This is a genomic window from Roseateles sp. FW301-B2, assembly GCF_058788955.1.
Window position 1 is genome coordinate 88,810 of record NZ_JBYTBE010000013.1, and the last position, 13,164, is coordinate 101,973.

At 69.3% G+C, this 13,164-nt stretch carries 12 protein-coding genes and 1 riboswitch; of the genes, 6 read left to right on the forward strand and 6 right to left on the reverse strand.

Translation table 11 applies throughout. From position 1 onward, the window contains the following. Positions 1-5: 5 nt before the first annotated feature. Both AC3WQY_RS11255 and AC3WQY_RS11260 read right to left on the reverse strand, forming a co-directional pair. Positions 6-293 (reverse strand): BTH_I0359 family protein, encoded by a 288-nt coding sequence (locus AC3WQY_RS11255; protein ID WP_285234880.1) that lies wholly within the window; start codon positions 291-293, stop codon positions 6-8. A 171-nt stretch (positions 294-464) separates the two neighbouring features. After that, positions 465-1,463, reverse strand: coding sequence for a DUF3108 domain-containing protein (locus AC3WQY_RS11260; RefSeq protein ID WP_492708360.1), 999 nt, complete (start codon positions 1,461-1,463; stop codon positions 465-467). Between the two features lie 47 nt (positions 1,464-1,510). On the opposite strand from AC3WQY_RS11260, the gene AC3WQY_RS11265 reads away from it, so the two are divergent. From AC3WQY_RS11265 to AC3WQY_RS11280, 4 genes are read left to right on the forward strand one after another with little or no spacing between them, the layout of a single operon-like run. Further along, the gene (locus AC3WQY_RS11265; RefSeq protein ID WP_492708362.1) at positions 1,511-2,452 is read left to right on the forward strand and encodes a fumarylacetoacetate hydrolase family protein; all 942 of its coding nucleotides are present in this window, start codon (positions 1,511-1,513) and stop codon (positions 2,450-2,452) included. Beyond that, positions 2,449-3,384, forward strand: a complete 936-nt coding sequence (locus AC3WQY_RS11270; RefSeq protein ID WP_492708364.1) for a nucleoside hydrolase — start codon at positions 2,449-2,451, stop codon at positions 3,382-3,384. The genes AC3WQY_RS11265 and AC3WQY_RS11270 overlap by 4 nt, the downstream gene beginning before the upstream one ends. Before the next feature lie 22 nt (positions 3,385-3,406). Beyond that, positions 3,407-4,072, forward strand: a complete 666-nt coding sequence (locus AC3WQY_RS11275; RefSeq protein WP_492708366.1) for a DUF4197 domain-containing protein — start codon at positions 3,407-3,409, stop codon at positions 4,070-4,072. After that, positions 4,069-4,710: a pyridoxamine 5'-phosphate oxidase family protein gene (locus AC3WQY_RS11280; protein ID WP_492708368.1), complete on the forward strand. Its 642-nt coding sequence runs from the start codon at positions 4,069-4,071 to the stop codon at positions 4,708-4,710. The genes AC3WQY_RS11275 and AC3WQY_RS11280 overlap by 4 nt, the downstream gene beginning before the upstream one ends. Positions 4,711-4,720: 10 nt before the next feature. Here the strand turns inward: AC3WQY_RS11280 and AC3WQY_RS11285 are convergent, their stop codons facing one another. After that, entirely contained in the window at positions 4,721-5,299 is a 579-nt protein-coding gene (locus AC3WQY_RS11285; RefSeq protein ID WP_492708370.1) for a general secretion pathway protein GspB, read from the reverse strand. A gap of 10 nt (positions 5,300-5,309) precedes the next feature. Beyond that, a complete protein-coding gene (locus AC3WQY_RS11290; protein ID WP_492708372.1) occupies positions 5,310-6,944 on the reverse strand; it encodes an ExeA family protein in 1,635 nt (544 codons plus the stop codon). A gap of 66 nt (positions 6,945-7,010) precedes the next feature. Here AC3WQY_RS11290 and AC3WQY_RS11295 point away from each other — a divergent pair, with 66 nt between their 5' ends. Next, positions 7,011-8,075: a homocysteine S-methyltransferase family protein gene (locus AC3WQY_RS11295; protein WP_492708374.1), complete on the forward strand. Its 1,065-nt coding sequence runs from the start codon at positions 7,011-7,013 to the stop codon at positions 8,073-8,075. Here AC3WQY_RS11295 and AC3WQY_RS11300 read toward each other — a convergent pair whose 3' ends face one another. Together AC3WQY_RS11300 and AC3WQY_RS11305 are read right to left on the reverse strand one after the other, a co-directional pair. Further along, a complete protein-coding gene (locus AC3WQY_RS11300) occupies positions 8,076-8,807 on the reverse strand; it encodes a substrate-binding periplasmic protein (protein WP_492708376.1) in 732 nt (243 codons plus the stop codon). A 51-nt stretch (positions 8,808-8,858) separates the two neighbouring features. Continuing rightward, on the reverse strand, positions 8,859-10,055 hold the full coding sequence (locus tag AC3WQY_RS11305) for an HD-GYP domain-containing protein (protein ID WP_285234890.1): 1,197 nt from the start codon (positions 10,053-10,055) through the stop codon (positions 8,859-8,861). A 126-nt stretch (positions 10,056-10,181) separates the two neighbouring features. After that, positions 10,182-10,280, forward strand: a riboswitch (S-adenosyl-L-homocysteine riboswitch). A gap of 53 nt (positions 10,281-10,333) precedes the next feature. Between AC3WQY_RS11305 and metH the strand changes: the two genes are divergently transcribed. Continuing rightward, positions 10,334-13,069, forward strand: coding sequence for a methionine synthase (gene metH / locus AC3WQY_RS11310; protein WP_492708379.1), 2,736 nt, complete (start codon positions 10,334-10,336; stop codon positions 13,067-13,069). The last annotated feature ends 95 nt before the right edge of the window (positions 13,070-13,164 follow it).

Consider the following 13,164-nt stretch of genomic DNA (forward strand, 5'->3'; position numbering starts at 1 on the left):
ACTGCTCAATGCATCACGACCGGTTGATGGCCGAAATTGGCGTAGCGCTCGATGAAGTCATCGAGATCCTCTTCGCTGGGGTCCTGCTCGATCAGCGCTTCCACACCTTCCTGGAACTGCTGGGCCAGCGCGCCCTCGATGAAGATTTCCTTGCGGGTGAACTTGTCGACGATCTCGTAGCCGCCGCGCAGCAGCGGCGGGTGCTCGGTGCCTGCGCCATCGGTGCGCAGGGCTTCCACCGGGACCTCGAACTGGACCACGATGAAACTGGGGGAGTTGTAGAGCATGTGCATGAGGTACTCCTGTGTCCCGCAACTGTGGCCAGTCGCAGCGGTTTCAAGAGATCCCGCTGCCCCGATGGCGTCGGCCACGCACAAATAGTGTCAGAAAGCCGGGCTTCTTGAGGCTTGGCTGCGGGAGATTTGTGGTGGGAGCGTCACAAGATCACGCTCACGCCCCCGTGCTCAGGGATTCGGGCTATCGTCCGACGCTGCGGGCTCGGCGAGCCGCTCATCCAGGCGCCCCTCGAGTCGCATCTCCCAGCGCTCCTCCTCGCCCACGCTCTGGCGCACCCGCACCGGCAGGTAGCGGCGCTGCGGGTCCAACCAGATATCGAGCCTGGCGTCGTAAGGCCCCAGTGCCTGGCGGCTCAGATGCCAGAGCCCGTCCTCCTCGCGACCCTCGACGTGGAACACCCAGTCCACCGCCATGCCGCGCAGCGCGGCCACCGGCAGCACCAGCTCCTGGCCGGCCACCAGGCGTGCGGGCTGCGCCGCCAGCAGGGCCGGCAGCTGCAACCACCAGGAGAGACGGTCCTGCACGCCCTCGGGCAGGGCCTGCAGCTCGGCGCTGGCCGAGAAGCTGATCAGGCCCTGCTCGCGGCGGAAGTTGATGGCCTGGCGGTCGCGCCCGCCGCGCTGCACCGCGAAGCGCGCCGGCGCCAGACCCTGCTGTGCATCCAGCCGGCCCTCGCTGCGCCAGGCCGGCAGGGCCCGGCCCGCCAGCTCGCGCTCCAGCCGCAGCTGGTAGGCGTGCTCGCCCAGCTGCCAGCTCAGCAAGGCCTGGCCCTCGGCCTGCCCCTGCGTGTAGCGATAGCTGAGGCGGCCCTCACCCCGCAGCGGCAGCGGCAGGGGCGGCGGCAAGGGTTCGGCCGCCGCGGACGGTGCTGCGGGTGGCGCTGCGGATGGTGCGGGCTCGGCGCTGGTGCTCGGCGCGGGCCGAGGCGCGGTGACGACTTCAGGCGGCGCTGCTGCGGGTGGCGCCGCAGCCGGTAGCGCCGTCGGTATCGTGGCCGGTGTGGCGGCCGGCAGGGTGCGTGTCTGCATGGCCAGGCGCGCGCCGCCGCCATGCCAGACGGGCGGCGCCGGGTGCAGCAGCCGCCACAGGCCGGCATGAAGGGCCAGCGCGCACAGCAGGGCCACGGCGATCGAGCGCCGGGCGGACTTCTTGACTTCCCTGAGCATGTTCTGGCTTGGACTGACAATGCGGCGAATCGGATTCGGGACAGCCCATGAAACTCGCCACCTATCGAGACGGATCGCGCGACGGCCAACTGGTCGTGGTGTCGCGCGATCTCGCCCAGGCGCACTATGCCACCGGCATCGCCACCCGGCTCCAGCAGGTGCTGGACGACTGGAACTTCATCGCCCCGCAGCTGCAGGAACTCTCGCAGACGCTCAACCATGGCAAGGCGCGGCATGCCTTCAGCTTCGACCCCAAGCAGTGCATGGCGCCGCTGCCGCGCGCCCATGCCTATCTGCTGGGGGCGGCCTATGCCCGCGAGGGCGGCGCTGCAACGCTCGGCCAGGCGGCCAGCGATGGGCTGCAGGGCCCCTGCGAGGCGGCGCGTTTTGCCTCCGAGTCGCTGGGCATCGATTTCGGCGCCGGCCTGGCGGTGCTCACCGGCGACGTGGCGATGGGCAGCACGGCCGAGGCCGCGCTGGAGTCGGTGCGCCTGCTGCTGCTCAGCAACGACTGGGCCCTGCGCAGCCTGCCGCCGGGCCATGTGCAGCCCTGCGCCGCCTTCGCGCCGGTGGCGGTGACGCTGGACGAGGCGGGCGAGGCTTGGCAGCGCGGCCGCCTGCACCTGGGCCTGCAGACGATGTGGAACGGCCGCAAGGTCGGGCTGTGCGAGGCCGGGCCGGAGATGGGCGTCCACTTCGGCGAGTTGATCGCCCAGGCGGCCAAGACCCGCAAGGTGCAGGCCGGCAGCCTCATCGGCTCGGGCACGGTGAGCAACCAGGACGGCAGCAAGGGCTATGGCAGCATCGCCGACAAGCGTGCCCTTGAGGCCTTGGAGTCGGGTGAACCCAAGACCGAGTTCATGCAGTTCGGCGACAGCCTGCGCATCGAGGTCAAGGGCCGCGATGGCCTGAGCCTGTTCGGCGCCATCGACCAGGATGTGGCGTCCTGGCACGAGGCGGCCGCGGCGCGCGAGGAGGCCCAGCCATGACGCAGCAAATCATCATCGACACCGACCCGGGCCAGGACGACGCCGTCGCCATCCTGCTCGCGCTCGCCAGCCCCGAGCTCGAGCTGCTGGGCATCACCACCGTGGCCGGCAACGTGCCGCTGGCCTTCACCAGCCGCAATGCCCGCATCGTCTGCGAGCTGGCCGGGCGCCGCGAGCTGAAGGTCTTTGCCGGCGCCGACAAGCCGCTGGCGCGCCCGCTGGTGACGGCCGAGCATGTGCATGGCAAGACCGGGCTGGACGGCCCGGTGCTGCCGGCGCCGAGCATGGCGCTGCAGCCCGGCCATGCGGTGGACTTCATCATCGAGACCCTGCTGAACCGGCCCGCCGGCACGGTGACGCTGTGCCCGCTGGGCCCGCTCACCAATATCGCCCTGGCCCTGCAGCGCGAGCCGCGCATCGCCGCGCGCATCCGCCGCATCGTCATGATGGGCGGCGGCTTCTTCGAGGGCGGCAACATCACGCCCACGGCCGAGTTCAATTTCTATGTGGACCCCGAGGCCGCGGCCCTGGTGTTCGGCGCCGGCGTGCCCATCACCATGCTGCCGCTGGACTGCACGCACCGCGCCCTCACCACGCGCGCGCGGGTGGCGGCGATCCGCGGCATCGGCAGCCATCTGGCCGAGGTCACGGCGCAGTGGCTGGAGTTTGCCGAGCGCTTCGACGAGCAGAAATACGGCACCGAGGGCGGCCCGCTGCATGACCCCTGCGTGATCGCCTGGCTGCTGCGGCCGGCGCTGTTCCAGGGGCGCGAATGCAATGTCGAGATCGAGACGCAGAGCCCGCTGACCCTGGGCATGAGCGTGGTCGATTGGTGGGGCGTGACGCAGCGGCGCAAGAATGCGCTCGTGATCAAGGATGTGGACGCCGATGGTTTCTATGCGCTGATCGCCGAGCGGCTGGCGCGCCTCTGACTTTTAGCTGGGAGTGATGGCAATGCAAAGACGAATGCTGCTGCTGGCCGCCGGCCTGCTGCCCCTGGGCAGCGCCCGGGCCCTGGGTGAGAGCGATGCCGCCAGCGGCGTGCGCGCGGCGCTGGAGCGCGGCGCGGTGGCGGCGATCGGCACGCTGGGGCGCACCGACGGCTTTCTCGGCAATCCGGCGGTGCGCATCGAGCTGCCCGGCTATCTGAAGGACGCGGCCAAGCTGCTCAAGGCCACCGGCCAGGGCAGGAAACTGGACGAGCTGGTGACGGCCATGAACCGTGCCGCCGAAGCGGCCATGCCCGAGGCACGCCAGCTGCTGGTGGGGGCGGTCAAGTCCATGAGCGTGGAAGACGCCGTCAGGATCGTGCGCGGCGGCGAGGACTCGGTGACGCAGTTCTTCGCCGGCAAGACGCGCGCGCCGCTGACGCAGAAGTTCCTGCCCATCGTCACCCGCGCCACCGAGAAGCAGGGGCTAGCCGACAAGTACAACGCGGTGGCCGGCAAGGCCGCGGGCTTCGGCCTGCTGCGCCAGGAAGACGCCAACATCCAGCAATACGTGACCGCGCGCGCGCTGGACGGCCTCTACTTCATGATCGGCGAAGAGGAAAAGAAGATCCGCCAGGACCCGGTGGGCACCGGCAGCGCGATCCTGAAGAAGGTGTTCGGCGGCCTATGAGCGACAGCACGGCACCCTGGCAGGACCGCAGCCACGATGTGCGCGATGTGGATGCCTTGCGCGGTCTCTACGGCTGGCCCGGCGAAACCTCCACCAGCAAGGAGAGCGATCACATCCACCCGCTCTACCGGCCCTATATCGAGGCCGCGCCTTTTGCAGTGCTGGCCACGCGCGGCCCGCATGGGCTGGACACCTCGCCGCGCGGCGACCGGCCCGGCTTTGTGCAGGTGGCGGACGCGCGCACCCTGCTGCTGCCCGACCGCCGCGGCAACAACCGCATCGACAGCCTGCGCAATGTGCTGCACGACCCCGCGGTGGCACTGCTGTTCCTGATCCCCGGTGTGGGCGAGGCCTTGCGCGTCAACGGCCTGGCCCGCATCAGCAGCGCCCCTACGCTGCTGCAACGCTTCGAGGTGGATGGCAAGCTGCCGCGTTCGGTGTTGGTGATCGAGGTGAAGCTGGTGTTTTTTCAATGCGCGCGCGCCATCAAGCGTTCGGGGCTCTGGGACGCGACCGTGCAGATTGATCGCAGTCGCCTGCCTTCGCCCGGCCTGATCCTGCAGACGCTGAGTGGAAGCATCGACGGCCAAGCCTATGACGCGGCGCTGCAGGAGCGCCAGCAGCAGACGCTGTACTGAGGCCCCCGCCTTAGTAGCTGATGCTGAAGCGCTGGCCCTGGAAGGCCAGCACCGCGCTGTTGAGCTTGATCTGTTCCAGCACCAGACCCGGCGCCACCGTGGCACCCTCCTGGTAGAGCTGGCCATTGATGATGAGCATGCGCTTGGCCGGCGTGTCCGAGTACATCGCGCCGCCGGTTTGCAGCGGCGGCAGCTGACGGCGCAGGGCCTCGGGCAGGGCACTCAGCGCGAGCGGCTGCGCGGGGCGTGACGCCGGCGCTGCGGCCACGGCCGGCAGGCCGGGCGGCGGCAGCCTCACCAGCTCGGGCGCGGGCAGCGGCGGTGCAGCGCGCGCAACCGCCGCCGGTGGTGCGAGCGGTGCCGGCATGGGCGCAGGCGCGGGCACGGGCGCGGGCGCCAGCCAGCGGGCGGCCAGGGCGCCCAGCAGCAGCAAGGCCAGGGCGGCGGCCGCGGCCAGCAGCCAGACCCGCTGGCGCTGGCCGGCACCGGCCTGCGCATCACCGGGTGCCGGCTGGGTGTGCACCCCGGGCACCTGGCCGCGCTCGCGCTCGGATTCGGCGCGGCGCAGGGCATCAAGAATGTAAGACATGGTCCGGGCCTTATGGCGCTGCCGCCTGGAGGCTGTCCAGGCGTGGTTCCTGGACACCCGCCGCGCGGTTGAGCTGCATCAGCGTGATGGGGCCGATCAGGCCGTCCACTTTCAGGCCCTGGGCGCGCTGGAAGGCAGCAATGCGTGCCTGCAGGGCGGCGTCGTAGCGGCTCGGGCCGTGCGGCGCGGGCTCGTCCGCCGCCTTGGCCAGTGCGGCGGCCAGCCAGCTGGCATCCTGCCCGGCGCCGAGCTTGCCGGCATAGGCCTCGGGCCAGCGCCACAGCGTGGCGAACTCGCCCTGCCATTGCCGGGCCAGCGTGCTCAGGCTCACGGTTTCGCTGCTGCCGCCGGCGCGCACGGTGGCGCTCTGCGCGCCCAGCTGCACCAGGGTCACATAGGAGGGCTGGCCGGCGCCGTCGCGCAGGGTCAGGATGGCGGGACGGTCCAGCAGGCGCAGCACGGCCAGGCCGCCCTCGCTGCGGAAACAGGCCAGCCGGGCGGACCTGAAGGCGCGGCAGGCGTCGGGCTCGTCGGGTGCCAGCGTGGTCTTCCAGGCCGGGGCCAGGTCTTGCCAGGCGGCATGCTCGCCGCGCCAGGCCAGGCTGATGCGGCCGGCCAGCGCGGGCGCCGCCGGCGCCGCTGCGGCCAGCGATGCGGCACTGGCGGCGCTGGCGGCAGGCGCCGGCCTTGGCATGGCCGGCCGTGGTTCGGGCGGCTGTGGTTGCGATGGTTGGGTGCGCAGCAGCAGCGCGCTGGCGCCGGCGGCGGCCAGGGCCAGGCCCAGCGCCCAAACCCAGCGCATGGGGCGCTGGCTCGGTGGGCTGGCCTGATCGAACACTTCGGCCGCGGCCTTGTTCAGGGTGGCACGTTTCACCTGCCGCTGGCCTTGCGCATAGGCGCCGAGCAGGGCGCGGTCGCACAGCAGGTTGATGCGCCGTGGCACGCCGCGCGCGAGCTGATGGACGCGCCGCAGCGCGGCGGCGTCAAAGGGCGAGGGGCCGGCGAGCCCCGAAACCTCGAGCCGGTGCTGCACATACTGCGCCGTCTCGGCGGCACTCAGCGCCTGCAGATGGAAGCGTGCGATCACGCGCTGCGCCAGCTGCTCCAGCGCCGGCTGCGCCACCATGCTGCGCAACTCGGGCTGGCCGATCAGGATGATCTGCAGCAGCTTGCGCTCGCTGGTCTCGAGGTTGGTGAGCAGGCGCAGCTGCTCCAGCACCTCGGCCGAGAGGTTCTGGGCCTCGTCGATGATGAGCACATTGTTCTGGCCCACCGCATGCGTCCTGAGCAGGAACTCGTTGAGCGGGTCGAGGTATTGCTTGACCGTCTCGACGTCGCCCGTCGGCGCCACATGCGGGATGTGGAATTCCTCGCACACCGTCTTCAGCAGCTCGATCACGCTGAGCTTGGGGTTGAAGATGTAGGCGACGTTGCAGCGCGGCGGGATCTGCTCCAGGAAGCAGCGGCACACGGTGGTCTTGCCGGCGCCGATCTCGCCGGTCAGCAGCACGAAGCCGCCGCCGCCGCGCAGGCCGTAGAGCAGATGCGCCAGCGCCTCGCGGTGACGCTCGCTCATGAACAGGTAGCGAGGGTCGGGCGCGATCGAGAAGGGCTCCTGGCCGAGGCCGAAGAATTTCGCGTACATGGCGGCGGCATGGTAACGGTTGGCCGGCGCTGCATGAGGTCTTGCCGGGTTTTCTACAATGCCGCCATGAACGCATCCACCTCCCAAGGCTACACGCGCGGCGCCCAGCTGCCCGAGCTTCTGCAGCAACGCATCCTCATCCTCGACGGTGCGATGGGCACGATGATCCAGCGCTACAAGCTGGGCGAGGCGGATTTCCGCGGCACGCAGTTCGCCGATCACCCCAAGGACCTGAAGGGCAACAACGACCTGCTGCCGCTCACCAAGCCCGAGGTGGTGCGCGAGATCCACGAGCAATACCTGGCGGCCGGCGCCGACATCATCGAGACCAACACCTTTGGCTCGACCTCGGTGGCGCAGGAGGACTATGGCCTGCAGGACCATGCTTACGAGATGAATGTGGCGGCGGCCCGCATCGCCCGCGAGGCCTGCGCCAAGTACAGCACGCCCGAGAAACCGCGCTTCGCAGCCGGCGCCCTGGGCCCGACACCACGCACCGCCAGCATCAGCCCGGACGTGAACGACCCGGGCGCCCGCAATGTCGATTTCGACACCCTGCGCGCCGCCTACTACGAGCAGGCCAAGGGCTTGCTCGATGGCGGCGTGGACCTGTTCCTGGTTGAAACCATCTTCGACACGCTGAACGCCAAGGCCGCCATCTTCGCGCTCGACGAACTGATGGAGGACACCGGCGAGCGCCTGCCGGTGATCGTCTCCGGCACCGTCACCGATGCCTCCGGCCGCATCCTCTCGGGCCAGACCGTCACCGCCTTCTGGCATTCGGTGCGCCATGCCAAGCCATTGGCGATCGGCCTGAACTGCGCGCTCGGCGCGACCCTGATGCGGCCCTATATCGAGGAGCTGGCCAAGGCCGCGGGCAGCACCGCGATCAGCTGCTACCCGAACGCTGGCCTGCCCAACCCGATGAGCGACACCGGCTTCGACGAGACCCCCGAGGTCACCGGCAGCCTGATGGCCGACTTCGCCAAGAGCGGCTTCCTGAACATCGCCGGCGGCTGCTGCGGCACCACGCCGGCGCATATCGCGGCGATTGCCAAGAACGTCTCGGCCTACAAGCCGCGGCCCTGCGGCGCCAAGCTGTTCAGCGGCCTGGTGCAGCAGGCGGCCTGATCAGGCCGCGCCGAAACGCTGCAGCAGGGCCTTGACGCGGCCCTCGGCGCGCAGCCGTTCGAGCGCCTGTTGCAGCCGGGCGGCCAGGGCGGGCGCGGCCCCGGCGTTGAGGGCGTAGTAGTAGGCCCCGCCGTCGCTGAGCATCAGCAGCTTGTGCGCCGCCGCGGGTTGGCCGGCCTGGCGCAGCTGCCAGGCGGCCGAGAGTTCGGTGTCATAGAAATAGTCCACACGGCCGGCCAGGAACTTCTGCACCGCGTGGCCGATGTCGGTGCTGGGATCCAGCAGCCTGGGCGGCACGCCCGAGCTGAGCAACTCGTCGATGGCGGCATCGCCGCGCACGGTGGCAATGCGGCCTTGGATCAGCTCAAGCTGCGGCGGGCGGCTGCCCGGCCGGCCGTAGAGCCAGAGCTGGCGTGGCGCCAGCGGGCCGATCCAGTGGAAGCGCGGCTCGCGCTCCGGATTGCGTGCGGTGGGAAAGATCAGCGCGTCGCGCTCCTGCTCCGCATAGCGCAGGGCGCGCTTCCAGGGCAGCAGTTCGATGCTCAGCCCCAGCTCGGCCAGGCCGGCCATCTCGCGCAGCAATTCGACCGCATAGCCGGTGCTTCGCTCGCCCTCCTGGTAGCAATAGGGCGGCCAAACCTCGGCATAGGCCCGCAAACTGCTCTCGGCATGGGCAGCGAAGCTGGCTGCGCTGCCCGCGGCCAGCCGAGCCAGCAATTGGCGACGGTTCACCGAGCCCCCCACTTGTTGCAAGCGCTGTGGAAGACCAATTGTGCCGCCCGTTCAGCTCACCTTCAGCAGCTTGTCCATGTTCACGAACAGCTTGAGTTCGTGCGGGGCCAGGCTGGCGGCGATGGCCTGGCTGGCCAGGCGGGTGTCGCGGGGCACCGGGTCGCTCAGGGGCGCGCCGCTCTTGCCCAGCAGCGCCGCGACGATGGGTTCGTTGGCGCTGTGGCCGCGTTTCACGACGATGCCCAGCTCGCCGTTGGCCAGCCGCACCAGTGAACCGGGCGGGTAGAGGCCCACGGCCTTGATCAGCGCGGCACCGGCCGGGTCGGGCTGCTGCAGCTCATCCAGGAACACCGCGCGCGCCGCGGCCGCGCCCGCCATGGCCTTGCGCGAGCGGCGCGGGCTCAGGCGCGCACCGAAGATGTCGACGCGGCGCAGCAGGCGCGCCAGCTGCTCGGCCGGCGCGCGCCCCTGCAGCGGGCCGGGGCCGGCGTCGTGGTGCAGGCGCACCGCACCCAGCCAGAGCTCGTCGCTCACGCCCAGCTTGCGCAGGAGTTCGGCGCTGCGGTCGCCATGGCCCATCAGCTCGTCGCGCTGCCGGGCGCTGAGCTTGTCTTCCTGGCCGGCCAGGCGGTCCTGTGCCACGCTCATGCTGAGGTTCATACTCAGCGCCGCCTGCGTCAGGGCGCTCTGCTCGGCCGCGCCCAGCGCCAGCTGGCGCCCCAGCAGATCGGCCAGCACCAGGCTCAGCAGGGCATGGCGCGAGCTGTAGTCCTGAAAGCCCTGGCTGGCGTCGAAGATTAAGAGCGTCAGCACCGCATCGGGATGCTGCTGCAGCCGCGCCAGTGCCGCGTCATGCAGGATCTGCAGGCGCTGCAGAAAGTCCTCGCGCTGCGGGTCGCGCAGTAGGCTGCGGGCATGCAGCTGCAGATCGGCCCAGGCGGCGGATTCGCTCAGCTCGGCGGCGCGCGTGCCGCGGTCGGGGCGAAACTGGGTCTCGGCCTTGACGATGTCGGCCAGCACCGCGCCCTGGTGCATCATGGTGTCCATCTTGTGGGCCAAGGCGCGCTGGTATTCCTTGGTCTCATGCGCATAGGCATAGGCGCCGCGCTCGATCAGCGCATGCACCAGGCCCGTGTTGGGCAGCACCTGGCCGGCCGCGAACAGCAGCTTGCCCTCCGCATCGCGCACGGCAAAGGTCAGCACCTGGCCGACGCGCAGGGCTTTGGGTGGGAGATGTATCAGGTCCAAGGTGTGGCGCTCGAAAGCCCTGGCGATGGCCAAGGGCACGCATGGTTTTCGGTTGTTGCGAGCATAAGCTTGAGTTGACCCGGCCGGCGTGGGTAGCTTCCCCGGGCTTCAGCGTAAAATCCCCGACGGTTCGAGGAGCGTTGCGACGGCTTGCCCACCCAGGCGCCGCCAGGCTCGGACCGGAGCCCGGCGCACCCGCCCGCTCAGCAACGACGCTCACCGAACCATGATTTCTTGTGGCCGCGGTGAGTTCGCGGCCCTGTCCACCGAGGCCGACAATGACCGATACCAGCACCGCCACCACCCCTCCGCCGATGAAGCTCTCGGGCCTGGAGCCGGTGCAGATCGGCGCCGGCACCCTGTTCGTCAACATCGGCGAGCGCACCAATGTCACCGGCTCCAAGGCCTTTGCTCGCCTGATCCTGAACGGCCAGTTCGAGGAGGCGCTGGCGGTGGCGCGCCAGCAGGTTGAGAACGGCGCCCAGGTGATCGACATCAATATGGACGAGGCCATGCTGGACAGCAAGGCCGCGATGGTGCGCTTCCTCAACCTGATCGCCTCCGAGCCCGAGATCGCGCGCGTGCCCATCATGATCGACTCCTCCAAGTGGGAGGTGATCGAGGCCGGCCTCAAGTGCATCCAGGGCAAGGGCATCGTCAACTCGATCTCGCTCAAGGAGGGTGAGGCCGAGTTCAAGCGCCAGGCCAAGCTGGTGCGCCGCTATGGCGCGGCCGCGGTGGTGATGGCCTTCGACGAGAAGGGTCAGGCCGACACCTTTGCGCGCAAGACCGAGATCTGCGCGCGCGCCTACAAGGTGCTGGTGGACGAGGTGGGCTTCGACCCCGAGGACATCATCTTCGACCCCAATATCTTCGCCATCGCCACCGGCATCGAGGAGCACGACAACTACGCGGTGGACTTCATCAATGCCACGCGCTGGATCAAGCAGAACCTGCCCGGCGCCAAGGTCAGCGGCGGGGTCTCGAACGTGAGCTTCAGCTTCCGCGGCAACGAGCCGGTGCGCGAGGCCATCCACACCGTGTTTCTCTACCACGCCATCCAGGCGGGCATGGACATGGGCATCGTCAACGCCGGCATGGTGGGCGTCTATGACGACCTGGAGCCGGTGCTGCGCGAGCGCGTGGAAGACGTGGTGCTGAACCGCCGGCCCGACTCCGGCGAGCGCCTCATCGAGGTGGCCGAGAGTGCCAAGGGCGCCGCCAAGGACGACTCCGCGCGCCTGGCCTGGCGCGCCGGCACGGTGGAGGAACGGCTCTCGCATGCCCTCGTGCATGGCATCACCGACTTCATCAACGAAGACACCGAGGAGGCCTACCAGGCCATCCTGGCCAAGGGCGGCCGGCCCCTGCATGTGATCGAGGGCCCGCTGATGGCGGGTATGAATATCGTCGGCGACCGCTTTGGCGCCGGCAAGATGTTCCTGCCCCAGGTGGTGAAGAGCGCGCGCGTGATGAAGAGCGCGGTGGCGCATCTGGTGCCCTATATCGAGGAGGAGAAGCGTCAGCTGGCGGCGGCCGGCGGCGATGTGAAGCCCAAGGGCAAGATCGTCATCGCCACCGTGAAGGGCGATGTGCACGACATCGGCAAGAACATCGTCACCGTGGTCCTGCAGTGCAACAACTTCGAGGTCGTGAACATGGGCGTGATGGTGCCCTGCCAGGACATCCTGGCCAAGGCCAAGGTCGAGGGCGCCGACATCATCGGCCTCTCCGGCCTGATCACGCCTAGCCTGGAAGAGATGCAGCATGTGGCGGCCGAGATGCAGCGCGACGATTACTTCCGCATGAAGAAGATCCCGCTGCTGATCGGCGGCGCCACCTGCAGCCGCGTGCACACGGCGGTGAAGATCTCGCCGCATTACGAGGGCCCGGTGGTCTATGTGCCCGATGCCTCGCGCTCGGTGGGCGTGTGCTCGGACCTGCTCTCGGACGAGCGCGCTACGCGCTTCATCGATGAGTTGAAGAGCGACTACGAGAAGGTGCGCGAGCTGCATGCCAACAAGAAGCAGACCCCGCTGGTGACGCTGGCGCAGGCGCGCGCCAACAAGACCAAGCTGGACTGGGCCAGCTACCAGCCGCCCAAGCCCAAGTTCATCGGCCGTCGCGTCTTCAAGAACTACGACCTGGCCGAGCTGGCCGCTTGCATCGACTGGGCGCCGTTCTTCCAGACCTGGGACCTGGCGGGTTCATTTCCGGCCATCCTGAAGGACGAGATTGTCGGCAGCGAGGCGCAGCGCGTCTTCAGCGACGGCAAGCGCATGCTGCAGCGCCTCATCGAGGGGCGCTGGCTGCAGGCCAGCGGCGTGATGGGCATCTACCCGGCGGCCCAGGTGAACGACGACGACATCGAGATCTACAAGGACGAGAGCCGCAGCGAGGTCTTGATGACCTGGCGCGGCCTGCGCATGCAGAGCGAACGCCCGGTGGTGGATGGCGAGCTGCGGCCAAATCGCTGCCTGGCCGACTACATCGCCGCCAAGGGCAGCGTGCCGGACTACATCGGCCTGTTCGCCGTCACCGCCGGCCTGGGGGTGGAGAAAAAGGAGGCCCAGTTCATGGCCGACCACGACGACTACTCGGCCATCATGCTGAAGGCCCTGGCCGATCGACTGGCCGAGGCCTTTGCCGAGCGCCTGCACCAGCGCGTGCGCATGGAGCTGTGGGGCTATGCGGTCGACGAGACGCTCAGCAACGAGGCCCTGATCGCCGAGCAGTACCGCGGCATCCGCCCGGCGCCGGGTTATCCGGCCTGCCCGGATCACCTGGTCAAGCGCGATCTGTTCCGCGTGCTGGTGCCCGAGGAGATCGGCATGGGCCTCACCGATGCGATGGCGATGACGCCGGCGGCCAGCGTCTCGGGCTTCTATTTCTCGCACCCCGAGGCGAGCTATTTCAATGTCGGGCGCATCGGCGCCGATCAGCTGAAGGATTGGGCGCAGCGCTGTGCCCTGGATGAGGCGGCGGCGCAGCGTGCCCTGGCGCCGCTGCTCTGATTGCTAGTGTTTGTTACAACTTCGGCCGCCGGCTTTGCCGGTGTGCGTGCGTCGGCTGGCATGCTGATGCCCCCGGCCCTTGCGGGCCATGCATG